Genomic DNA, 25,566 nt, shown 5'->3' on the forward strand with positions numbered 1-25,566 from the left:
GGCGTCAAGCGTGGTGACGTCGGCGCTGAACGTGGCTGAGCTTTTGACGTCGCTGACCTGGGAAGACGTTGTTCGATACGATGGTCCGTTGTTGCTGATCGGCTGGTCGGAGGTGAGGCCGGTTCTGCCGCATGCGCTGGTCGATGCATCAGCCACCAGGCCCCGGGGTCTCGTTGCCCAGACCGTCGGCGCGGACACCTCTAGTCTCCGGAGGAGCGATTACCCGCCGCGAGCCGGGGCACGAGCCTGCCGTCGCTGAACAATCGTTTCGGCAGCAGGCAATGATCGTGTAAGCAGGATCGGGGCCCGGGGTCGATCACGATCACGGCTCCATAAAGACCTTCTTCGCTTCGGGGGAGTCGGGAGTGGAAACATAGGCTTGGCCGACACTGAGCTTCTCCAGCGCTTGCGCCATGTCCTTGCCCGCGCGGCCGCGCAGAAAACCGGCGACGGTCTTGCTTTGCGGGAAATTGCAGCGGAACGCGACCTTGGTGCCGGCGTTGCCGAGGACGTCGCGGTGGAAGTCGTCGACGCCTTGGCTCGCGACGACGACAGCGATGCCGTACTTGCGTCCTTCCTTCATGATCTTCGGCAGCGTGACGTCCTTGGCGAGCCGGTGCGCCTCGTCCAGCACAACCGCGAGGCGTAGCCGGTCGGTCTGTCCCCAGTGGAACATCTCCCGGTAGACCTTCCGGAGGACGAACGCGGCCGCGGCCAGCTGCACCTGTTCCATCAGCGAATGCACGTCGAGCACCATGCCGCCGGCCAGCAGATCGCTGAAAAGGCCGTCGCCGGGGTTGTCCCGGAACAGGTCGAAGTCGCTGAGCGGGCGGACGCGCGCAGTCACGTTCTTGCCGGGCCCCGTGGCTTCCTTGAGTTCCAGCAAGGAGGCGAACTCCTCCATGGTGGGAAGCCCGGACGGACCTGCCGCCGAACCGAACCCGTGGTGCTGGTAGAGCTCGCGCAGCGTCTTGTAGACGACGTCCCGCTGGATTTCGCCGAGCCCGCTCACGAAGCCTACGACTTCCGCCAGCTCCAAGGCTGCCTGCGCGTACTTCCGGTGGTCGGCGCCGGCTCGCAGCTCGAACGGGGAGAAGTCCAGCCCGTCCGAGGCGTCGACCACGGCCGCGTTCGCCGCCGGGTTCGCCGCCATGTCGCCGTGGAAGTCGATCACCAGCGCCGGCAGTCCCTGGTCGGCGAACGAGGTGAGAATCCGACGGGTGGTGACCGACTTCCCCTGGCCGGGGATGCCGAGAACGAACATGTGCGGGCTGCCCGACGTGCTGATCCGCCAGCTCACCTCGGCCGAATGCGCATCCTTCCCCAACACCACCCGCACCTCGCCGGGCCGGTCCCCGGTCCGCTGCTCCTCGGTCTCCGGAGCTTCGGGCTTCGGCTCTTGCTCGGAGATATCGGGGTCGGCCGACAGCGCCGTGACGACGGCCGGTTCTTCGGCGGATCCCGGCCGCGAGTCCGGGGCCGGTTCCGTGCCGGACGGTGTCTCGGCATTGTCCGAGACCGCGTTGTCCTTTGCAGGTTGAGCGAGCTGGTTCGGTAGCAGCGTCGCGACGCCTGCCTTGCGAAGCTTCGCCGCGGTTAGCACTTCGATCGGCACGCCGCGGTACTCACCGGCGACGTCGAGTTCACAGTCCAGGTTCACCAGATAGCCGCGGCGGGAGATCTCCACATTGACGCTCTCCTCGAGCCTGGCGAACTGGCGTTCCGCGACCGCCAGCCGTTCCTCGCTCAGCATGCCCATGGCGAACGCGCGGTGCGCGTGGTGACGCAGGATCCCGGCCAGCCTCGTCCGTTGCAGATCTGCGTCGGTGCGAGGCGAATCGGTGCCGAGAAAGCCGGCATCCAGCATCGACACGGTCGCGTCGATGCGCTCGGCGATGTCGTCGATCAGCTGTTCCGGCGGTGCGTCGCCCTGCCGCGACGTGACCTCGACGCAGGTCATCCGCAGGCTTTGCCTCGTGGCGGTGACCAGGATCAGGTCGCACAGCCTCGGCCCGTCGGCGGCGGCGCCGAAGATCTCCCGATGCACATCGACCGGCACGACGATCGTGTCTTTCAACTCGCCCCGGCTGTCCAGCCAGGCCAGTGTCGCGGCGAGCCCGACCGCCTCCGCGGCCAAGTCCGTCTTGCCGATCAGGCGCAACGCCAGCCGTCCCGACGCCCGATGCAGACAGTGGAGGGTGTCCCGGACCGATCGACGGTCGTCGGCGAACCCCATGTCCCGCATCGCCGCGGACAGCAGCCGCTCGATCTCGCCCCGGTGCTTCGTGGTCACGGTCAGCCGAGGTCCGATACCTTCGAGGAAGTCGGGCGCATGATCCACGATGTAGAGCCGGCTCCGGTCGGCGTGCTCGGTGAAGAGCTCGAACCCGAGATTGCGGTCGATCGACAGGACCCAGTCCGCGCGGTCGTGTGCCGCCGTCAGCGCCGTCGTCTCGTCGTCGCCGAGCGAGACCCGCAACGCGATGCCGTGGTCGGCGGGGAACCCCCGGTGCACGGCGAGCACGGCCTGGTGCGCCCGGTGCGCGTCGACGGCGTCCGCAGCGGCATTCTTGTTCTTTCCGTCGCGGAGCTTCACCGCCGGTACGGTTTCCCAGCGCCGGCCGTGCTCGGTGGTCACCGGCCTGCTGGTGGTCGGGGTGAGCAGGTTGCGGAACGCCGTCGTCGCGTCCGCCGTCGGCGCACCGTCCGCCGCTACCACCGCGAGGTCGTTGACCACGCTCAGGTGTGCGGGCTCGACATCGGCTGCGAGCCGCTCGAACGGCCGCACGCTCAGGCCGAGCGGAGGCCGCAGGTAGGACCGCGTGTTCCCGACCCGGTACCCGCCGACCCGCTTCTGCAGGTCGGTCAGTGCAGGCAGCGGATCGGTGCCGGCCTGCCGGTTGGTGTAGGCCACGACCTCGGCCCGACCGGTCAGCCTGGTGACGTCGGAATCGGTGTCCTTGCCGGTCAGCACCGATTCGCCGAGCGCCTTGGCCAGCAGCTCGCCGGAACCGGGGTTGATCGCGAGCAGCCGGACCGCGTCCGGATGGGAGTGCGTGTGCCGGTAGGTGGAGATGCGCTCGGCGAGCATGTTCGGCGGCACGTCGGTGGCCACGTCCCGGCGGTCGATGCCGATCACGTCGAACACCGCCTGCACGGCGATGCCCGGCTCGCGCTCGCCGGGGGCGAGATAGATCCCGGTGCCGACCGTCGCCTCCCGGGCGTGCACGAAGACATCGCCGCCGGCGGGCACGGCGAACGGAAGGTTGGCCGGAGTCACCCGGCGGATCAGGTCGGCATCGACCCGCTTCTTGCGCTGGGCCTTCTCCAGCTTGGCCAGCTCGCGTGCCCAGCCGGTCACCGCGGTGTCGTACTCGGCCAGCCAGGCCAGTCGCATCGGATGGAAGGGCAGTACCACGACCGCCCGGATCGGCTGCCCGCCCGCCGTCGTGACGCTCAGCGTCAGCGTGTCCAGGGACAGCAATGCATCCCGGTGAGCCGGGTCGGTGATCGCTTGGTCGAGTGCGCGCTTGTAGGACTGGCAATAGGAACGCACCTGGGCCCGCAGCTCGTCGTTCCAGGCCACCGACTCGACCAGGCTGCGCGGTTGTGCGCCGAACAGGGCGTGGACTTCTTTCCGAGACCTCGCCAAGGCCTGCGGCAGGACGTGGTCGATCGGCTCGACCCTGTCCAGTTCGAGCACCTCGCCCATGCGTCCGGCCGCCTCGAAGGCAGTGGCCCTGCTTCCTTGCTCGAACAGCCGGCGTTGCAGATCGGCGATGACGGGGCTGACGCCGAGCAGCACGGTCCGTCGCCCGCCGAGCCTCAGCGACACCGCGGTGTGCGTGTCGTCCACGCTGTAGGCGTCCTCGCTGAGGTCGTCCTGGCCGCCGAGCACCGCATCCAGTCTCCCGAGCGCGAGCGCCCACGCCGAGGCGCGCCGGGTGTCGCCGGAGATCAGAGCGTCTTCCCAGCGCACGGTGAACTGCTGGCTTTCGTCGCGGGCGATGTCGCCGCCGCCTCGCAGCAGCACCGGCTGGCCCGCGGTGTCCAGCCCGGTCACGCGCGCGATGAACAGCGAACCCTGCTCGAGGTCGGCCTCGTCGATATCGATGGTGACAGTCGCGGTCCGCCGGGAGCTCGCGACGATCATCTTCGCGATCGGCTCGGTGGCGTCGCCGTCGTCACGCAGGTCCGCCGGGGGCAGCACCTCGACGAGCCAGCGATGGATCGCATCGGTCTTCGCCGGATCGGTCGTCCAGGTCACGCGCACCGAGCCGGCGACACCCTCGCCGACTTCGGTGAATGGGAGGTCGTTCGGGCTCTTCTGCTTGAGCCGCGAGGTCGCCACTACTTTGCCGTCCTGACGGACGAACGGGGCGACCCGGACCTGGTCGACGTCGACCGTCTTCGGCTCCGCCAGCGGCCACCGCTCGAAGCCGAGATCGTCCGCATCCGCCAGCGCCGCGGTCCACGACGCCGGGTTGGACAGATCACGATGCGCGTCGGACAGGAAGCCGGCGAGCCAGTCGCGCACGGGGCCGGCTTGCAGACCGGCCTTGCTGAGCCGGTCCGCCACCGTGGAAACCGCCCGCGCTGGCCGGGAAATCGCTTTGACGCACTTGCTGTTGTCGGCCAGCCTCTCGACGAGATCCTTGCCGTGGTCAGGGATGAGACCGACCAGCGGAAGCGAGGCACCGATGGTCTGCCACGAAGGTTCGGCGCTGACCGCGGCAACGTACCGGGCCCATGCCTCGACCGGCCGCTTGCTGCCGAGTTCGCGAGCCACCTTCCTGACGCCGGTCTGCACGCCGTCGTCGGGCGGCAGCTCGTCCATCAAAGCCTCGCTCGCGACGCTGAGCAGGCCGACCGCGTCGCGGCGCTCGAAGCTGTTGTCCAGCGAACTCGCCGCGGCACCGATGCCGACGGGGATCAGCAGAACCAGCTGACGCTGTTTGCGGTTGCGCAGCTCGACCGCGCGCTCAGCCGGGATCGACAGATCACCGTCCGCGTGGTCCGGCCGGTCAGTCAGCACGTGCACATCGGCTTTGGCCGACGCCGGACCTGCCTGCAAGACCCGTGCCAGGCACTCCGCATCGGTCTGGCGCAGGTTGTCCACCCGGACGCAGTGGCCTGCCTCGTGCTTCGCGACGTGCTCGGTTAGCGCGGCCGCGATCCGGTCGACGACCAGCTTCGGCAACGCCTTCACAGGCTCAGGCATCACGATCTCCCAGCGGGTGGCGAACGATCTGTTCGGAGAAGTCGTCGGAAAGGCCGTCGAAACAGCCCAGCAGCTGAAGCCGGCGTTTGAACGCGGCCAAGTTGTTCGCCGCGGCGGCACGCGCCTCCGCGCCGTCCAGGAACTCGGGCGGCTGGTCGATCAGAATGCCGAACCGGTCCCTCAGCTCGGCCAGCACGGTCCGCAGCGGCATCGTCGGCCGGAAGCCCTGCCGGTTCTTGACGAATACCGCCAGCAGCAGAATGTTCAGCAGTTCGTCACTGGGCGCGTACCGCCACGACCGGCGGTGCTGGAACGAGCCCGAGAGGATCCCGTACGGCTTGCGCAGACCGCCCACCGAGGAAAACCACCCGACCGTGTTGGCAGTCGCCTTGGCCTGGTTGACGAACTCGAGCAGGTCCAGCAGCTTGTCCACCTCGCTCTTCTCGGCGCGCTTGATTTCGTCGAGGAACTTGGCCTCGTCCTCGGTCAGCTGGGCACTGTCTCTTGGGTTGTTCGCGTCGATGTCGTCGAGCTGGCTCATCGCGAACAGCTCTACCTTCTGGTGCTCGCGAAGCTCGGCCAGCCGGACCAGCCGCTCGGCTTGAGAGAGCCGGGCGAGCTCCTCCCATTCGGCTCGCGCGCGCTCGAGCCCCTTTTCGACAATCATGAACGTCATGCGGTCGCGGAACGCGAGCCGAAGCTGGTTGAGATCGCGCTCGACGCACAGCCTGGAGAGCTTGTCGGACTCGTCGTCCATGCCGCCGGTGAAGTCGCAGTACAGCTCGAGCCCTGACGCGGGGTCGGCATCGACCATGTCGGCAGGCGTAGTGCCGGTGCGCAACAATTCTCGGCCCGCGGCGTTGATGCGCAGGCTGAGGGTGAACGTGCTCAGCGCGAGCAGGCCGGCGAAGGTGGACATCAGCGCCGCGGTCGGCAGCCGCTCCGAGTACACGACCAGGTGCGCGAGCAGCATCGTGCCCATATTCCCGGTGACTCCGGGCAGCGGGCTGTCCAGCTCGCGGGCGTCCTCTTTGAAGGCGCGGACGTCGCCCATCTCGAACCCTTCGAGGAACCGCACCTCGAGCAAAGCGCTGATGTCGAGCCGGCTCGGGTCGACCAGCTCGGGCTTCCACTGGGGGCCCGGCCCGATCCGAAGGCCCTGGCCGATGTTGTCCGAGATGACCCGGCGCAGTTCGCCGTCTGCCTCTGCGGATGCAGTGCGCGCGACTTCGGCGCGCAACAGCTGATAGGTGAACTCGTCGATACGACGATGCCGGGTTCGTGTTTTCGGCAGCCCGGCGCGGTACGCCGCCAGCGTCAGCGGGGCGACTGACAGCATCTGTTCGCCGCTGTGCGACTTTCCGATCTTGCCCATGTCGACGATGCATGACCGCAGCCAGCCGTCCAGCAACGCGCGCGCGTCCGGCGAATCGAAGCCAGCCAGCTGATCGTTCGCGAGCAAACGATCGAGATAGCCGTCGTAGTCCCGTTCGTCGGTCAGGAACTTGCCGGGCCGGCCGCCTTTGACGCAAGCCTCGAACACGTGCGGCAATACCCGGTCCACGTCGGTGTCCAGCACGCTGAAAATGGTCAGCGGCTGGTACTGGTACGTCTTCACGGTCTTGGGCAGTTCGATGGTCATGACGCGTCCTCTCGCACGATCCGGCCGTCGACGACCTTCGCCTTCAACGACCGGCCGGAGCCGTCGATCACCCGCACCGCGTGCGCGGGCTCCCGGCGCAGACGATTGCCGAAGCCGGCGACCTCCTGCCGGATCGCCGCAGAGGCGAGGTCGCCGAGGATCTCGCCGTCGGCCGTGCGCAACAGCAGCTCGGCGGTGTCCAGAGTGATCCGCAGTTCCGCTCCGGACGAATGCCGCAACACCAGCAGGTCAGGAAACGATTCGAGGTACGGCGAACGGGCGCCGTCCGCGGTCAGCGCGAACTGGGACGCGGCCAGTTCCTTGATCACCACGATGGCGCGGACCGCGGGCGCGTCGTATGCCTGATCCCGCAGCGCCAGGTCCTTGTCCGCGTACCCGACGAACCCCAGCACCCTCGACAGCCCGCTGACGAACCGCGGCAACGCAGACTCGGGGGCGGCCAACGCGGCGAGGTACTCGGTGAGGTAACGGTAGCCGCGCACCTCGGCACGCGCGGTTTCCCCACCCCAGTGGCCGAGGAACAGCTCGCGTTTGAGCCGCCTGATGTCTGCGTCGGCGACTTCGTGCAGATCGGGGATCAGCGTTCGGTCCGCGCGTGCGGTCCGAACTGCGCCGGGAGCCGGCAGCTCCGCCGGGTCCAGGTCGGCCCATTCCCCCGGCAAATTGTCGCCGCTGCCCCCACCGAAAGCCAGTCCGGGCAGCCGACGGGCGTCCGTCCCCGGGTCGGCGTCGTTGGCGCGCTCTGCGTGGACCTGTTCACAGGAGAGGTTCCCGGTGATCAGCCAGCCGAACGCGGACCGGACATCCCGCACGGTCGCGCGCCGGCGGCGGCGCAGATGGCTGGTCAGCACCAGTTCTTTGACCGCAGCCTTGGCCGGAGCCGCCCGCAGGTCCTCGACATTGCGCCGGATCGGGCAGCCAGTTCGCGCAATACAGCCGTCGCACGCCGACCAGCGGAAGTCCGCGGTGAACAGATCGAGGATGGCCTCGGCCAAACTGGGCGACGTGCCATCCGGAACGACCAGTGCTCGGCGTTTCAGATCGACCAACACGATGCGTGCGTTCGCATCGGCAATGCCACGGCGTTGACGGCGCAGTTCTTCGGCGACCTCCGGATACAAGTCCTCATTGTCGTCGAAGAACTGAGTGACCCGGCCGTCGTTTGCGGCGATCAGCACCGTGCGCCGGGCCGGGTCCTCCCCGTCGGCAGGGGCGAGCGCCTGGTGCAGCAGGTCGTCGGAGGAAAGCGGACCGTGGGACTCGGACGCGTCGTAGACCGCGACGAACGTGTGCCCGTCGAGCTGTTTGCGCCAGCCGGCCTCGTCGGCGTGCCGGGTCTCCGCGGCACGGTCGTCGAGCGTATTGCCGACCTTGACCAGGAATGAGGTCTTGCCGTCGCCCGGGTTGCCGCTCAATACGACGATGTCGAGCTTGCGGTCGAGAATCGCGGGCAGCAGGCGGTCGTCCAGCCAGGTCTTCGCGTACGTGTTGTGGGCGAATTCGTCGTCGAGGCCGCGGTTTCCCGCGTTGCCGATCCCGCTTTCCCGATACAGGCCGCGCAAGGCCGCGACCGTCGGGTTGATGACCTGACTCGTCGGTTCGGTCAGCGACCGGAGGAACTCCTCGGCGGACTGTGGCCGTTCCGCCTGTTCGTAAGCGACGCAGCGGTACAGCGCGTCGAGCACCACCGCGCCGTAGCGCCGTCGGTGGTCGTCGGTCGGCGGGATCAGTGTCTTCCGGCCTCCGAGATCAGTGCCCGCGTAGGGGTAGCGGCCGAGGATGGCGTGCAAAATCGACGCGGCGGCGCTGTAGAGGTCGGCGGCCCGGGACCAGGTGCCGCTCGCCCAGACTTCCGGCGCGGTGTAGGGCGGGGAACCGACCGCGGAATGAGCCTCGTCGACCGGTGCGGCCAGCCCGAAATCGATCAGCCGCGCGTTGCCGTCGGCGGACACGATGATGTTGGCCGGGCTGACGTCCCGGTGATACAGCCCCTGCTGGTGCGCATCGGCGAGTCCGGAGAACACGTCGACGGCGATGCGCCGGACTGCCTCGCCGTCGAGCGCGGACTCCGTCGCCAGCTTCTTCAGCATGCTGCCCGGCACGTATTCCTGCACCAGCACACCAGGCTCCGGGTGTGGCAACAGGTCGTAGACCCGGGCGCAGTACTTGCTGTACAGCTGGTCGGCGTTGGTGAACTCGGCCAGGGCCTGCTCCCCGGACACCCGGTCCGGACGGAGGTACTTGAGCGTGCGTTCGCCGGGCACCTGCTCGTCGGCGGCCAGCCACGTCACCGCCCACGCACCTTCGCCGAGCCGGTACCGAAGCCGATACCGGCCGTTGACGAGCTGGTCCGGCATCGGGTCCGGGGCGTCCGCGATGATCACCGACCGGGCCGCGACGTCCGGCGCCGTGGCGGCGGCGACCTCGGCGGCCTCCGGCCGCTGGTCATACTCCGGCGAAAGACAGCGGGCCAGCAGGGCGCCGATCTCCGGATAGGCCGCCGCGCGCCGCCGTACGAGGTCGTGGTCGGGCTCCGCTTCCTGGACGCCGTGGATCCACTGCACCAGGCAGAGCGCCAGGCTGTACACGTCGTCCTTCGAGCCGAAGAACTCCATGCTGGTGCCCGGAGCGCGGAACGGCGTCGACGGGTGGTCGTCGACCAGATCCGGCGCGATGGTCTCCGTACTCGGGATGCGAGACCGGCTGAAATCCCGGAACCGCACCCGGTTTTCGGTGGTGAGCTCGATATACCTCGGCCGGAGCGCACGATGCATGATTTCTTTCCCGTGCACGGAGGCCAGCGCTGCGAACGCGTCGTGCACGACCGACGTCGCGACGTCTGGCGGAATCACGCCCTGCGCGTCCGCGGCCGGTCCGCGATCGCCGCTGAGCTTCCACAGGCTGGTTCCGTCCAGGTCGGGCTCGATCGGGGTGACCCGGTAACCCTCCCAGTCGAACCAATCCCGCACCTGCCAGGTGCGATCTTCCTTGGCCAGCAAAGCGAGCGCATCGTGCTCGCGGACGGCAAGCCGTTCGGCCGCGGCCCGGTCCGCGGCCATGGCGACGGGAACGCAGTAGAGGAAAAGCATCCGGTGCGCGGGGGTTTCGGCGGCAAACACCCGAGCGTTGCCTTCTTCTCCGAGCTGGCCGATGACGGTGTACTGCATGATCTGCCTGGGTGCTTCCGCCGGATCGCGCTGAGGGAGGTCGAGGAGATAGCTCATCACCTTCGACCGGAGCGGAGCCATCTCGTCCGGCAGCGCCGCGTCGCGCGCGGTCAAGGCCGTGGCCGCCTCGGCCAGCGGGAGCACGACATCCGTGCCGAGGTCGGCGGTGCCGGACAACTCGAGCGACGGGTGCGACATGATCACGTGACCGGTGACCGGGTGCACGCCTCGCGGCAGTCGTTTCTGCGTTTGCGCCCAGCTGGTGACCTTCGCTCGCAGCTTTCCCGCCAGCACTCGAGACGCGTGGGCGACCTGATTGACCGGGTTGGACCGCTGTTCGCCGTTGACGTACCAGAACACCTCGCCGGCGACGACGTGCCGGCCCCAGGCCTTCTCCTCGCCGACGTAGATACCGTTGCGCCCGACCACGATCAGGTCGAGATCCACCGTGCCTGTGCCGGTGGGGATCTGCCGGCCGGCGATGACGTCCCAATCGCCGGGGAGCTCGTCCCTGAGCCGATTCGCCGTGTTCTCCTCACCGGGCCCGTGCCAGTCGCCCAGAACATGCAGTCGTGCCATGTCAGCCCACCTCCGCGCGAGCGTCGCGCTGGTAGTCGTCCGGCCAGGTCCAGCAGCGCACGTCGGCGTCGAGTGCGACGAGCTGATCGACCAGCGCCGTGGACTTCGTATAAGTGATCAGCAGCTGGTCCTTGGCGCGGGTGGCGCCGACGAACCCGACGCGCCGCCGTCTCCCGGCTTCTTCGTCCGTACCTGCCGGCAACGTCTCCAAACCGAGCAGAAACACCACCGGGAATTCGTAACCCTTACCGGAATGCACGGTGACGACCTTGACTGACGGCGTCGCCGGGGCGAACTCAAGCGGGTTCTTCTTGTCGAATACCTCGAAGGGGATGTCCTGAGCGGCCAACGCCGCACGAAGTTTGCCGAGGCCGTGCCATTGGCTGAGCAGGACCGCGATCTCGTGCGGCTGCCGGGCGCCGTCCTGCAGCAGCCTCCCGATTTCCCAGGCGACGCAGTCGAACTGGGCATCTTTCGAGTCAGCCCAGATCAACTCGACCGGTTCTCCTGCCGGCGCTTCTTCGGCGCCGGTCACCGGTTGTCCGTTCAGCACGGCCGCTGCCCGCAGCACCTGCTTCGTACTGCGATACGGCCGGGTGAGCGAGCGGCGGACGATGTCCCGGCCGTCCAGCGCGGCCGCTGTATCGCTGTCGCGATACAGCCCTTGCTCCGGGTCGCCGACCAGTAACACACCGCCCTGACTTGGCCGGACGGTCGCCACCGCGAAACGCAGCCAAGCCGGGTCGAAATCCTGCACCTCGTCGACCAGCAACGCGTCGATCGCCTGCGGAATTCCGCGCTCGTACGCCTTCCGGAAATCCCGTTCGGCCTCGTTGCCACCACGTAAATCGATGCTGAAGCCGATACTGTGTGCGAACTTGCCTATCGTGGTCACCGTGACCTTGGGGGCATCGATCAGCCGCGTCACGTAAGGCACCAGTGCTCGGTTGTATACCAGGACGGTCACGTCCCAGTCCGGATGCAACCGGCACAGTTCTCGCGCGCGGGCGGCCAGCAGCAGTGTCTTCCCGCTGCCCGGCGGGCCGGTCACCAGCGCGATGTCGGCGATCGGCGCCAGAGCGGTCACGGCCTGCGCCGCGTCCAACAGCAGCCTGGTCGCGGTCCGCTCCGTCGCGCCGGGGTCGGCCGCGCCGGTTCTGGCGGTCCCGGTGAACACCGCGGACGGCGCGAGCCGATCCACGATGGCGGTGAAATCGGCGTCGTCGACAGCACGACGTGGCAGGTGATCGGGCCAGCCCGAAACGGTGATGTCCTGCCGAGACAACACAACCCGGCCCGCCGACGGCGGGACGGTCTCCAGCAACCGGCCGGACGCCCTGCCGAGCACGACCGCCGCGCCGACGGCCGGATCGCCGAAGCCGGCAAGAGTTTCCCGCAGCTCCGCCCGCTTCCGATTCAGTGCGATCCACGGTCGCCGCTCCTCCGGCGTCGTCCCGTCGGGATCGAGATCGATCGCGTACACGCCCGCCTGCCGATCGACGAGCACCAAGTCGGGCCGGTCCGGCCCGTCGGAGAGCACCAGCACCGTGCCCTCGCGTCCGGCCAACGCGGCCGCCGCCTCGGTGACCATCGAGTCGATCGTGGCCATCAATCAACCCTCCCCGTGTCCGCGGTGGAGCGGCCGAAAAGCCGCTCTTCCTCGCTCAGCGCAGACAGCTCTGTTGCGGCAGCGTCGCGTTCCGCCCGGTCCTTGGCAGCAAGATGGTCCAGCTCGTCATGGATCGCCTCGCGGGCGGTCTCCGCGTCGACGACCTCGTCGACGCCCGGCACACCTGCGCCGAGCCGGATCAGCAGGTCGGTCAGCCTGACGCGCCGGAGCTCCCGCACCGCCTGCAGTCGATCGCCGCCCGCGGCGGGCAATCCGGTCAGCGCGTCCAGCACGACGAGCAGCGCCCGCAGGGTGTCGACCCGCGGCGACTGAATCCCGTGAATCCGCAGCCAGACGGGCCACGACGACAACGTGAGATAGCCGCGGGCGGGCTGGAGCTGCGTCGTCAACGTCGGCACTACCCACGTCGACCTGGTGCTGCTCGTCGCCCGGTAGGCGCGCAGCTCGTCCCGCCGGATGCTGGCCAACGCACGCGGCGCCAGCTCCGAACCGAATCTCGCCCGGTGAAACTCCGCGATCAGCGCGGGAGTCCCGGGCACGCCGAGTTCACTCAACGCATCCACCGCTTGCTGACGGGCGGGCGCGGCGGCGCCGATTCTGGCCGCGTGCAGTGCTCGGTCTGCCGCGCTGAGGGCCGGTGTCACCCGCTCCACCGTCAGCTGATCAAGGCCGCGCGCTTCCGTCAACGCCTGTAGCTGGCGGAGTAGCTCATCGACATCCAAAGCGCCAGACTTCTCCTGCATTTTCCAGACTTTACCAGATATCGTGACGTAGAGTCGCGGCGGAGCCGACGCATGGATCACAAACCCGGAGTCGGCCCGCTGCACAAAGTCGTTACAGCTTGGCGGCCTGCGACACCCAGCAGCCGGATGCGCTAAAAGTCGCCCTCCTCCATGGTGATCTGTGCGCCGAGCGTCAGCGAGGAAGCCTGCCGCTGCACGCCGACAGGCTCCGAATTGGATCGAGAGGCCGGTATACACGACCATGGTCGGCGGATTCTTCGAAGGTGAAGAACGGAGGAGAACCAGCCGGGCAGTCCCAGGCGCTCTGCGTCGATCGGGTCAGTGAGGTCCGCGAGAGCAGATCAATGTGCGGTTCCTAAGAGCATGTCTTACGTGGTGATCGGTCGCTCGTGAGCGATGCTCTTGTCTGTGGTTGATCGTTTGTCGTTGCGGTTGGTTCCGGATGAGCTGTGGGTCCTGGTGGAGCCGTTGATCCCGGCGTTCGAGTCGCGTCGGCAGGGTGGTGGCACGGCCCCGTTGGACGCTCGTGCGGTGTTCACGGCGATCGTGTACGTGCTGACCAGCGGGTGTGCGTGGAGGGATCTGCCGCCGTCGTTCGGGGTGGCGTTCCAGACCGCGCACCGCCGTTTCGGCCAGTGGACCAAAGCCGGGCTGTGGCGGCGTTTGCACCACGTGATGTTGGACGAACTCGGCAGCGAGGGCCTCATCGACTGGAGCCGCGCGATCGTGGACGGTGCCTGCGTACGGGCGAAAAAGGGGGATCCATGACCGGTCCCAGCCCGGTAGATCGCGGCAAACCCGGCTCGAAGATCCACGCCATGTCCGACCGTGCCGGGCTGCCGCTCGCAGTCGCCATCTCCGCGGCCAACACGAACGACTCCTACGCGCTCAAACCGCTGGTGACGGCGATTCCGGCGATCACGTCTCGCCGCGGTCCTCGGCGCCGCAAGCCGGCCAAGCTCCACGCCGACAAGGCCTATGACCAGCCCGACCTGACTGCCGAGATCGTCAGCTTGCACTCGATCTCGACGCTAGGGACCGGGCTAGGCGAGATGACGGCCGAGCAGCGGATGTGGGAGCACTACGTCCGCGAAACCGCCGACGGCCGGACTCCCAACGGTGCCGAGCTCGACCGGGTGGCCGGTACGCATAACTACGGGCGCAGGATTCTGCGTCAGTGGCGAGCCGCTCACAAGATCCCGAGCAGCCGACGGAGTGGAGCCATGGTTGCTCAATCAGGCTGATCCGCGATCCATTGCGATGTCTGTGCGCCCGATCGGCGCGCAGGCACCGCGCTCGTGACCGGAGGGGTTTCGAGGGCTGCGGACGGTTCGCCGTCGATACGTGGCGTTCAACGGACACTCGGCGTTCGCGGGCGCAGCCGGGTGGCGATGCGCAGGAGGTCGGCGAAGTGTAGGCGGCCGGAGCCGAGGCCGATGTCGACGAGGGTGTGGGTTGGTGGTCGTGGCTGGTGGTGATGGCTGCGTGGATGATGCCTAAATCCGGCGCCGTTGATCTAGTTCTCCGGCGGTGGTGCTTGCCCGGTCGCCGGTCCGTCGATATCGGTGTCCTCGGCTACGGTCGAGCAGCTCTACGACCCCTTTAAAACGATCACCCGATGTTCGCAAGCGGGCCGCAAGAAACGTGCCCGGAAGTTCCCCGTTCTGCTGCTGAGTAGCAGTGCCTGCCAGCAACTAGTCGAAGCCCTGGAGTAAGCGACGATGGTGGTGTTTCGCAAGCGACGGATCAACAAGCTGATCGAAAAGCACGCGGCCGCGGGACGTACCGAGCGGACCAGGATGCACCCGAAATGCGCGACCTCATGGCCGACGGTCGGTCGGAGGCCCTCCGGTACGGCGACGAGCGCGCGTACTGCGAATACTCGCTGTGGCTCGGGCAACTCTTCGCGGAGAGCAGCGACCCGTCGGATGCCTTGCGCCCCCTCGCCTGCGCCTACCTGACAGCGTGCCTCGGCGGCCCGTCCTTCAGGAAATTGCTCAGGCCGGTAGATTCGTTTCCTGCATTGAGTACCGGATCCTGCTGGTCCATTTAAATGGTCGAGTAAGCCGCCGAAGTCAACACTGTCGATACGTCGAGGCTGCATGGCCAAAAGGCTGACGTTGATCACGATCGTGTCGATTATCTCGCCACTGGGACTCGAAATCAGGGGTCGCCCGGATGTCGTTTTGTAAACGGCCCGGTGGCACGGCGTCGTCCAACTCGGCTGGACTAGCGGTTCGGCGCCGCAAACCGGACCGCCGGTCGGGCAACGGCGCGAACGAGCACTGGACGGCGGAATTATTCCGTCGCTGGCATCGCGAGAGGTCCAGCGGTAGGGAGATCCCCGCGAGTTGCGGCGTCTGGCGCGGAAGGTACTCCGGTGTCCACCACAGACCTGACCCGTGGTGGTCTCGTGGTCGACCAGGCCACCGCCAGTTTGTGCGGGCGATGGCCGGTCCGATTAGGGTTACAAGAGCCCGACCTGCCGCAAAGATGCCTGCGCGTCGGTGACCGTGATCTTGTGCGTGTGGTCCAGGGCAAGGAAGTCGGCTTCCTGCGTGGTTGCGTTCCACTGGTCAATGACGAAGACGGTCAGTTGACCACACTGCGGGCAGGCTTGGGCGAGGAGGAACGGGCGAAGAAGGCGGTAGTGGCCGTAGGAGTCTGTGATGTACGCGCTCCCGGTTTCCAACGTGTTCGGGACGTGTTCCTCCGCCGGTGAGACGATGTTGTGGTCACCCATGAGCTCGCGGTAGGCGATCTGAGAGGTGTTGGTGAAGCTGTCCCAACGGCAGGCGTCGATATGGCGAAGAGGGTAGTCGACGAGCCATTCGACTCGGCTGAGGAAATCCTCTAATTGCGCTCGTGTCTCTATGACCCGTCCTCCATCTCGTGGGCTGCCGGGCCTCGCCGGTGTGATCGCTGGTTGCGACGCTCGTGCAACGATCGAATCGTGTTCACCACGTCAGCGTCGGCGAAGCAGCGGAACTGCGCCAGCGGCGAGTCACTCGCGACATCGTGTGCGGTCGCGGCATCGGAGATTTCACGGAGGAGGTTGAACCAGGTGGTAAAGGTCATCCCTCTGCGGACCTGACGCGGTAGCTCGCGGACACGTTGCAAGGAAATGTGGACCTCGTGGGCAAACACGACGCCGAGGACCGCGCAGTATGCTATCGCGGCCTCGGCGCAGTCGAGGACCAGCGTGTAGCCCACCTCATCCGGAGGGGCTGCCTGCACTTCACGCCAGCGTCGCGCAATTGGGTACGGCAGCGTGGTTCGCAGTCGCGTGCCGACCTCGTTGGCTAGGCTAGCCGCTTCACGCCGTTGCCGGGTTAGCCGGCCCGCCTCGATCATGTAGGTTCGAGCCTTCTTGGGATCGGTCCATTGGAAGAATCCGTGGATCGCGTCGTCGGCGTCTTGCTGCCAGGATCGGAAGCTTTCGGTGGCTCTGGTCAGTTCTGTGAGGTTTGCTAGGCGCGCAGGCCGGGCGGCCGCTCCGTGCCGACAGGGCGATCGGCGACGGTGTGGTCAACCGTTGGGGCTAGACAGCCGGCCGGCGGCGGACCTCGGCGGTCCGTCCGACGCGGTTGAGGCCGCGGCGGGAGTTGCGGAGGATCGTGGAGCCGCAGGTGTCGTCGTGCCAGGGCCAGCCGGTGCGGTCGAGGGAGACGTCGAAGAGGTTCTCTTCGGTGCCGTCGATTCCGGCGCGGATGCCTCTGATCCGGATGTGGGTGAGCGACGGTGCGACGGCCCAGGTTTCGCGGGCGGTGGCGAGCAGGTGGGCGCCGAGGAGCTCGGCGTACACCTCGTTGAATTCAGTCTTGGTCCAGGCCTTGGTCGAGAGCCGGCCTGTGGGAGTGACGTGTGCTTTCTTCGCCGGCAGGACGGCAGGCTGGGGGAGCAGCAGGACGAGGTCGGCTTTGGCCTCGAGTGCCTGGACGACCTTCACCGGCGCGGGATTGTCGGCGAACGCCGCCACGAGGGCCGCAGTCAGCACCCGGGACTCGCCTCGTTGCAGCGCGGCCCACCAGGCTTCGGCCTCGTGGTGGTGGGCGAGGTAGGAGGTGTGGTTGTGTGCGTCTTGGGCTGCTGCGCGCTCGGCTGCCCTCCGGGTGGCTTCTTGGCGGAGCTCCTGGCGGCGAGCGCGCTGCCAGGGCCGCGCGTTCTTCTTGAGCTGAGCCCACTCCTGCTGTGCGAGGGCATCGCGATCGACCGGAGAGGGCGGGGCGACAGCCGGTCGCTGCGCCGGCGCGAATCGTTCCCTCTGGACGGTCATCAGCTCGGCGAGCTGGTCGTGAGCAGCGGCTCCTTCGGCTGCCCGCGCGTCTGCGGTAGTGACGGCTGGCGTCGAACGGGATGCAGCGGGTCGCGCGGCCGGGCGTGCCGCGGTGCGCCTGCGATTCTTCCCGCGGCCGTCGAAGAGGCTGTTGACGAGTGCGTTCTCCGCCGCCCCGAGCGGATTGGTCACCGTGTAAACGGCGCGGCTCACTTGGCGTATCGGACGTGGGGTCACTGCGTACTTGATGGTGCGGACTGGGTGGGCCGCGCGGCGGACGCTGCGGGGGACGGTTTTCCGGACAGCCTTGCGGGCGATGCGTCGGCCCAAGCCCATGGTGTTGCCTCCTCGAGACGCTCGACGCGAGTCGTCCGGTGGCGGCGCGTCGGTCGTGCGGATGTCGCCAGAAGCTGCCGCGTCGGTCGTGCGGATGTCGCCAGAAGCTGCCGCGTCGTTACGACGAATTCGGAGGCGTGTTTGGGCGCGTCGCGCGGAGGAGCCCACATCACTGCTGGACGCCGAGAGTTTCGGGGGGCGGCGACCTGGAGGCTGGGCCCTGCCTCGGTGAGGTAAAGCACGCGGGCCCACATCGCCAACCGGACGGTCAGTGGGCCATTTGTTGTAGTCGATCTCTCCGCTTGATCAATTTGGTTAATCACCAACAGTATGAAATTGAATTGTCGTGAATGAACTGCGCGACACGACGAAAGTCGTGATGCATCCGAGTGATCGCCGCCAGTCGTCGCCGACTTATGTCCATTTTATCCCGGTTTGCTAGCGTTCTAGGGCAACGTTTTTGCCCTCGTGAACGCGCTGGGCGAAGTGGGTGATCTTGTGCGCGCTAATCGCGTTGATATAACTTTCTTCCGGTTTGCGTTCGTGGCTTCGAGCTCAGTTTCCCGATGTCGTTTCCGATAATTCAGAATCGGTTCATTTCGCGTTTTCTTGGGGGGATCGTGTCGGCTGTGCGTCGTGCGCTCGTCATGGGTCTGGCAGCCGCGCTGGTGGTGACCGGAGCACAGGGCCCGGCCGGCCAAGCTGTTGAAGCCGCGCCACGGGCAGTGGCAGCGTTGCCGTCGAACCCGGTCGACTATTCCTACGATGCCGCGGGACGGCTGAAGGGCGTGGCCCAGACCGGGACCGGCGGCCAGGCCGGGCGCTACAACTACGACGCCTCCGGCAACCTGACCTCGATCGACCACTACGCGTCGTCGACGGTCTCGATCACCAGCCTCGTTCCGGCGCATGCTCCGGCTGGCGCGGCGGTCACGGTGTCCGGCACGGGCTTCACCACGACGGGCACCTCCGTTTCGTTCAACGGCAAAGCCGCCACGGTGACGGCGGCGAGCCCGACGTCCCTGACGGTCACTGTCCCGGCCGCTGCGGCGAGCGGGATGGTCACGGTCACGACCTCCGCGGGTTCGGCGACAAGCCAACAACCATTCACCGTTGACCCGCCGACGCCCGCGCCGACTGTCACGGGCTTCTCCCCGTCAATAGTCGCCGGTGGCTCGACGCTCACGATCAACGGATCCGGCTTCGACACCACCACCGCTAACGACATCGTCTCCGTCGGCGCGGTCCGTGCCACGGTGAAGAGCGCCAGTTCGACGTCGCTTTCGGTGGAACTTCCGGATTATGCGGCACCTGGCCTCGTCACGGTCGAGACGCCGGGCGGGGTCGGAAGCAGCGCCGACGACGTCGTGGTCGCCCCCAGCGGGCTCCCCGCCGCGAACGTGGCGACGGCACCGAAACTGGCCGTCGACGGTGCTCCTTCGGTCGTCACCATTTCCACCGCGGGCAAAGTCGCGTTGCTGCGCTTCGCCGGCATGAAGGACCAGCGGCTCACCCTCGGACTCACAGGGTCGACCTTCGCCACCGACTTCGGTGTCGGCGCGTTCTCGCCCTATGGCGGCAAGTTCGCCCGCGCGCAATACAACAATTTCTGGGCGTTCTCCTCCCTCAAAGGCGGCTACGAGCTCCCGCCGCTGCCGAGCACTGGCGTCTATCAGATCGCGCTGACTCCGCCTGCGAATGGCTCCGGCTCCGTCACTGCGACGCTCTCCAGTCGAGTCACCGGCAAACTGAACCCGACGGGTGCCGGGACTCAGGTGGCGTTGGCGAAGCCCGGTCAGCAGGCCGAGCTCACGTTCTCCGCCGTGGCCAGCCAGCATCTCGACCTCGGCTTCAGCGGTTCGACGTTCGCCGCGGGGACGTTGGCGACCGCTTCTTTGTTGGAGCCTCATGGCGTCGCGCTGAAGTTGTCGCAGACCGAGACCGAGGCCCAGACCCACGGCCAGGTTCGCCTCGACGGCAACGGAAACATCGACTTCACCCCCTCTGAGACCGGCGACTATTCGCTGGTGTTCGGGTCGAGCGACCAGAGCACCGGTTCGATCACCGTCACCGAGTCCACCGCTCTCGAGTCGGGCGCGATCACCGCTGGCGTGGACAAAACGGTGCAGGTCGACCGCCCCGGCCAGGACGCGAGACTTTCCTACGCTGGCACCGCGGGCAGCACCCTGAGCCTCGACTTCACCGGCTACACCTTCGCTTACGCCCCCTTCGTCACTGTCACCGCGCCTGACGGCTCGGTGGTCACTTCCGGCATCGCCGGGACCTATCACTGGGAAGTCCCGGCGCTCCCGGTCACCGGCACGTACACGATCACCGTCGACACCTTCTCCAGTGCGGGAGTGTTCCGGCTGCGGGTCACGACGCTGCAGACCGCCGGCTCCTTGAGCGCCACCGGGACCGCCACGACCGTGTCGCTTGCGCAGCCAGGCCACACCACCGTGTCCTCTTTCCCGGTCACCGCCCGGCAGACCGTCTCGCTCGCCTTCTCGGGCTGGACGCTGCCGGCGTCCTCGACGCTGTGGGCACAGGTCGTCGGCCCTGATGGTGTGGTGCTGTTCCGGACCACCGTCGGTTCGCTGAGTTCGTTCTTCTTCACCCCGACAACCACCGCGACCTACCGGCTGGAGCTGTCGGTCAATGACGCGACGAGCACCGGGTCGGTCGCCGTCACGCTGTCGAACGAGCAGGCCGGTGGCGCCTTCGCGGTGGGGGACACGAAACAGGTCAGCTCGCCGCGAGCGGGACAGAGCACTCGGTTCACGGTGTCCGGCACGGCCGGGCAGCGGCTGAGCTTTCTGTTCGGCAACGCGACCTTCGCCCACGTCTTTCGGTTGCAGGTTGTCAAGCCGGACAACACGGTGCTGCACGACGACAACGTCACTGAGAGCCAGCTCGACCTGGATCCGTTGCCGGCGACCGGGACATATCAGGTCGTGCTGTACCCGTTCGGTGAAACGGGCTCGACCCAGATGACGCTGGCTCAGCGCGTTGACGCCGGCGCGATCGCGGTCGGTGGTGCGACGAAGACGTTGACCGTCGCTCAGCGAGCGCAGTTCGCCGAAACCTCGTTCACCGCGACGGCCGGCCAGCGACTCGACCTCGGGCTGACTGCTCCGACGTTCCCCAGCGGGACGTCTCTGCGGGTGCGTGTACTCGGTCCGACCGGTCTGACCGTGTCCGACAGCAACGTCGCGCAGAACGGGTCCACGTCGTTTGTCGCGCCGACGGCCGGCAACTACCGGATCGTCGTCGCCCCGGCGGAGTTCGCGACGGGCTCCGTGGTCGCCACGCTGTCGGAGCAGCTGGACGCGGGCACGCTGCAGCTCAACGTTCCGAGAACACTTTCCTTCTCCCGTGCGGGCCAGGAGACCCGGGTCCACTACGCGGCCACCGCGGGCCAGCGTCTGTCCCTGAACATCACGGGCGGAACTCTGCCGTTCTACCCGTACTACATCGTGTCCAAACCGGACGGTACGGTCCTGGCGAGCGGACAGGGTGCGGCGACGATCAGCTTGCCTGCGTTGCCGGTGACCGGCTCGTACGAGATCGTGCTGGGTCCGTACTCCACCACGGGAACCGCGACCGTGGTTCTCACGACCGCTGCGGCCGCGGCGCGTTCCGCGGCGCAGCCGCGTGCTCCCACCGCGCCGCTCAGCGAGCCGTCTCCTATGTTCGGTGTGCAGTTGCTGCGGTCCAACGCGGACGAGATGCCGCACCTGCCCGCGGGTGTTCCCTCGGGCTTCGAGCAGCCGACACCCGTGTCGGAGGCCGGTGGCCCGACGTGGACACCGGACCGCGCGAACCTGTCCGGCAAGGACTGGGCGACCCATCGCGCCGTGACGACGTCGGGTCAGCTACCAGCTCTTACCGCCAAGACCGGAACCACCGCGCTGGCAGGACGAGTGCAAACCCTCGACGGCAAGGGTTTGCCCGGTGTCACCGTGACCGTCGACAGCGCGCACGCCACAAGCGATGCCACCGGTCGGTTCTTGCTGGCCGGCGTCGGGGCGGGCCATCGCGTCCTGCGAGTCGACGGGGCAACCGCCAGTACGGCCAAGGCGTCCTTCGGGCTGTATGACATCGGGGTCGATCTCGTCGCGGGAAAGACCACCGCGCTGCCGTATCCGATCTGGCTGACCGCGCTGGACACCGCGCACACCGTCAAGTTCGCATCGCCGACCGCGGGCGAGGTGGTGGTGACGAACCCGGCCATTCCCGGTCTGGAGGTGCACCTGCCTGCCGGTGCGGTTGTCCGCGACGTGGCGGGGAAACCGGTGACGCAGTTGGGGATCACCGCGATTCCGGTGGACCGGCCGCCGTTCCCGCTGCCCAATTCGCACGTGCCCGTGTACTTCACGGTGCAGCCAGGCAGCGCCTACGTGTTCCCGACCGGGGCGCGCGTGGTGTACCCGAACTACACCAACGCCGTGCCGGGCACGGTCATGGATTTCTGGCACTACGACCCGGCAGGTCGCGGCTGGTTCGTCTACGGCCACGGCAAGGTCACCTCGGACCGCAAGCAGGTCGTCCCCGACGCCGGCACCGAGGTCTACCAGTTCACCGGTGCGATGCTGATCGAGCCCGGCACCGCACCGCCGCCGCAGGTCGCGTCCAAGCCGGGCGGTGTCGTGAGCGCGGCGGACCCCGTCGACCTCGCGACCGGCCTGCTCACCGGCACGCACACCGACCTCGCGCTCGACGACACCCTGCCGATCTCGATCACCCGCACCTACCAGCAAGCGGACAGCGCGCCGCGCACATTCGGCGTGGGCAGCAGCTTCGACTACAACACCTACCTGTACTCCGCCCAGCAGTGGATCGACGGGCAGCTGATCCTGCCCGACGGCGGACGAGTGCGGTACCACCGGATCACCCCGGGCGGCACCGGGCCGACTGACTACGTCGACGCAGTGTTCGCCGCCGACCCGACGCCGACGAAGTTCAACGGCTCGATCATGGCCTGGAACGGCAACGGCTTCGACGTCCGCCTCCGCGACGGCACCACCTACGTCTTCGGCGAAGAAGCGCCGCTCCAAGCGATCCGCGACCGCTACGGCAACACCATCACGATCAACCGCGCCCCTGCACCCGCCGACCCCGACGGCGTCATCCGCGCGAAGGGCCCGATCACGCAGATCACGTCACCCAGCGGCAAGTGGTTCAACCTCGCGTACGCGGGCGACCACCAGGTCTCGCGGATCAACGACAACACCGGCCGCTCCGTGTCCTACGGCTACGACGCCTCCGGTCACCTGTCGACCTACATCGACGCGGCCGGCGGGACCACCACCTACAGCTACGACAGCTCGGGTCGGCTCGCGACGACCCAGGACGCGCGCGGCTCCGTCTACTCCACCAACACCTACGACACCGTCGGCAGGGTCGCCAAGCAGACCAACGCAGACGGCACGTTCTTCAAGATCGACTACACCACCGACACCTCGGGCAACGTCACCGAGACGCGGCTGACCGACCCTCGCGGCAACGTCCGCCGCCTCACGTTCAACACCGCAGGGTTCGCCACCAGCGACACGTCCGCGTTCGGCACCGCGCAGGCCCAGACGACGACCATCGTCCGCGACCCGGCGAGCAACGTCGTCACCAGCGTCACCGACGCCCTCGGACGTAAGACCGACCTCGGGCACGACGCGTTCGGCAACGTCACCAGCGTCACCCAACTCGCCGGCACTACCGGCGCTCGCACCGCGACGTTCACCCGCGACGGACCGTTCGACCAGATCAGCACATCGACGGACTGGGCCGGTAAGGCAACCGGGTACAGCTACTGGCCTGACGGAGCACTGCACAGCGTCACCGACCCGACATCTCGCACCACGACGTTCGACGTCGCCGAAAGCGGCCAAGTCGGCAAGGTCACCGACAACCTGGGTCACACCACAACCTACGACTACACCCTCGGCGAGCTCACCACCGTGACCGATGCCCTGGGCCGCACGTCGAAGCAGACTCTCGACAGCCTGGGCCGGGTCACCGGTAGCCGCGACCCGACCGGCTCGGCCACCGCGGTGGCCTACGACGAGCAGGACCACGTCGCGTCGGTCACTGACCCGCTGGGCCGCACGACATCCTTCGGCTACGACCCGAACGGCAACCTCAAAACGGTCACCGACCCGCGCTCGCACACCACGACGTACGAGTACGACCCGATGGACCGGGTCACCTCACTGACCGACCCCCTCGGCCGCAAGACGACCTACGGCTACGACGCCAACGGCAACCTGTCCACGACGACCGACGCCCGCGGCAAGACCACCACGATCGACCACGACGTCCTCGACCGCGCGACGACCGTCCGCTACGGCGTCACCCAGGCCGGCGCCGAAAGCCAGGCCACCTACGGCTACGACGCCGCCAACCGGCTGACGTCCGTCGCCGATTCCCTCACCGGCACCACGACGTTCGCGCCGAACGACCTCGACCAGCTCGACCACACCACCACCCCGCAGGGGCAAGTCGGCTACACCTACGACACCGCCGGCAGGCGCAAGACAATGACCGTCGCCGCGCAGCCACAGACCATCTACGGCTACGACGACGCGGGACGGCTCACCAGCCTCGGCCAGGGCAGCACCTCGACCGTCATCGGCTACGACGGCGCGGGTCGCCGCGGAACCGTCACGCTGCCTGACGGCATCGTCCAGACCTACAGCTACGACATCGGCGATCAACTCACCTCGATCGCCTACAGCCGAGGTACCACTGCACTCGGCAACCTCACCTACACCTACGACCTCGCCGGCCAACCACTGCACGTCGGCGGCAGCTACGCCCGCGCCGGCATCCCCGCCGACTACGGCCCCGCGACCTACGACGACACCAACCAGCTCACCACACTGGCCGGCACGACCTACACCTACGACCAAGCCGGCAACCTCACCTCAGACGGCACCACCACCTACACCTGGGACGCGCGCGGTCAGCTGACGTCATCGGCCAAATCCGGCCAGACCACCGGCTACGGCTACGACGGCCTCGGACGCCGCACCACCAAAACCGCGAGCGGCGCCACCAAGAGCTATCTCTACGACGGCCTCGACACCGCCGCCGAACTCTCCGGCACCACCGTCACCGCGACGACCCTCACCGGCGGCCTGGACCAGGTTCTCGCCCGCACCACCGGCAGCGCCACCCAATCCCTGCTCACCGACCGCCTCGGCAGCGCTATCGCCGTCGCCGACGGGAACGGCGCCATCACCGGCGAGTACACCTACCAACCCTTCGGCGCCACCACCCTCACCGGCACCGACGCTGGCAACCCGACGCGCTTCGCCGGCCGCGACGACGACGGCACCGGCCTGTACTACAACCGCGCCCGCTACTACTCCCCGAACGACCAGCGCTTCCTCAGCCAAGACCCCCTCGGCTTCGCCTCCGGCGACACCGACTTCTACAGCTACGTCGGCAACAAGCCGACGAACCTCGTCGACCCGCTGGGCACCAAGCCTCAGGACTCGGGAGCGAGACGTCACTTCTATACGGTGCAGGGCCCTGAGGACGCGGCGAGACTTGCCGCGGGCGGGGAGCCGTGGCCCACGGCTCCGAATCGTGCACATTTCGGTCCCGGTGTGTACTCCTGGGGAAGTGAGGCTGAGGCTCTGGCGTATGCTGTCAACAAGGTAGGATCTCAAATTCTCGGCTTCAGTGTGGGCGAGGACGTGCTGGATTTCTTGAACCAGGCTCACGTTTCTTCAATGACGGATGAGGAGGCAGGTGACTTCATGAGTAGAAACAGCTTGCTGTGGGGCGGAAATAGCGATCACGGGCTGGAGTATATTTCTCGCCCCACGGCGCGTGGAACGGAGCACTACTTCTCGTCGGGCATCTTCGGGGAGTTGTGGTTTGACATTCAGTGAAGAGCATGATTACGAGTTTGGGGTAATCAAATCGTCGTGGGGTGTAAAGGTCTGGC

The 25,566-nt window shown here is 67.5% G+C and carries 9 protein-coding genes and 1 pseudogene; 2 read left to right on the forward strand and 8 right to left on the reverse strand.

The window, feature by feature from the left end:
* Positions 1 to 322: 322 nt before the first annotated feature.
* Genes ACFY1H_RS18140 through ACFY1H_RS18160 form a run of 5 tightly spaced genes read right to left on the reverse strand, consistent with a single transcriptional unit; the run spans position 323 to position 13,003 of the window.
* The gene (locus ACFY1H_RS18140) at positions 323 to 5,221 is read right to left on the reverse strand and encodes a helicase HerA domain-containing protein (protein ID WP_386947623.1); all 4,899 of its coding nucleotides are present in this window, start codon (positions 5,219 to 5,221) and stop codon (positions 323 to 325) included.
* A complete protein-coding gene (locus ACFY1H_RS18145; RefSeq protein WP_386947625.1) occupies positions 5,214 to 6,863 on the reverse strand; it encodes a hypothetical protein in 1,650 nt (549 codons plus the stop codon). Before ACFY1H_RS18145 ends, ACFY1H_RS18140 begins: the two co-directional genes overlap by 8 nt.
* Positions 6,860 to 10,630 (reverse strand): protein kinase, encoded by a 3,771-nt coding sequence (locus ACFY1H_RS18150; protein ID WP_386947627.1) that lies wholly within the window; start codon positions 10,628 to 10,630, stop codon positions 6,860 to 6,862. Before ACFY1H_RS18150 ends, ACFY1H_RS18145 begins: the two co-directional genes overlap by 4 nt.
* Position 10,631: 1 nt before the next feature.
* Positions 10,632 to 12,239: a 3'-5' exonuclease gene (locus tag ACFY1H_RS18155; protein ID WP_386947629.1), complete on the reverse strand. Its 1,608-nt coding sequence runs from the start codon at positions 12,237 to 12,239 to the stop codon at positions 10,632 to 10,634.
* Positions 12,239 to 13,003, reverse strand: coding sequence for a hypothetical protein (locus ACFY1H_RS18160; RefSeq protein ID WP_386947631.1), 765 nt, complete (start codon positions 13,001 to 13,003; stop codon positions 12,239 to 12,241). The genes ACFY1H_RS18155 and ACFY1H_RS18160 overlap by 1 nt, the downstream gene beginning before the upstream one ends.
* A gap of 408 nt (positions 13,004 to 13,411) precedes the next feature.
* On the opposite strand from ACFY1H_RS18160, the pseudogene ACFY1H_RS18165 reads away from it, so the two are divergent.
* Positions 13,412 to 13,998, forward strand: a pseudogene (locus ACFY1H_RS18165) (IS5 family transposase); the annotation flags it as partial.
* Between the two features lie 1,472 nt (positions 13,999 to 15,470).
* Here the strand turns inward: ACFY1H_RS18165 and ACFY1H_RS18170 are convergent.
* The 3 genes from ACFY1H_RS18170 to ACFY1H_RS18180 all read right to left on the reverse strand — a co-directional run bounded on the left by ACFY1H_RS18170 (position 15,471) and on the right by ACFY1H_RS18180 (position 17,492).
* A complete protein-coding gene (locus ACFY1H_RS18170) occupies positions 15,471 to 15,746 on the reverse strand; it encodes a hypothetical protein (protein ID WP_386947633.1) in 276 nt (91 codons plus the stop codon).
* 128 nt (positions 15,747 to 15,874) lie between these two features.
* Positions 15,875 to 16,357: a hypothetical protein gene (locus ACFY1H_RS18175; protein WP_386947635.1), complete on the reverse strand. Its 483-nt coding sequence runs from the start codon at positions 16,355 to 16,357 to the stop codon at positions 15,875 to 15,877.
* Between the two features lie 187 nt (positions 16,358 to 16,544).
* Positions 16,545 to 17,492: a hypothetical protein gene (locus tag ACFY1H_RS18180; RefSeq protein ID WP_386947637.1), complete on the reverse strand. Its 948-nt coding sequence runs from the start codon at positions 17,490 to 17,492 to the stop codon at positions 16,545 to 16,547.
* Positions 17,493 to 18,244: 752 nt separating this feature from the next.
* Between ACFY1H_RS18180 and ACFY1H_RS18185 the strand changes: the two genes are divergently transcribed.
* Positions 18,245 to 25,510, forward strand: coding sequence for an RHS repeat-associated core domain-containing protein (locus ACFY1H_RS18185; RefSeq protein ID WP_386947638.1), 7,266 nt, complete (start codon positions 18,245 to 18,247; stop codon positions 25,508 to 25,510).
* Positions 25,511 to 25,566 lie beyond the last annotated feature (56 nt).

This window comes from Amycolatopsis sp. NPDC001319 (genome assembly GCF_042896185.1).
GTDB lineage: Bacteria > Actinomycetota > Actinomycetes > Mycobacteriales > Pseudonocardiaceae > Amycolatopsis.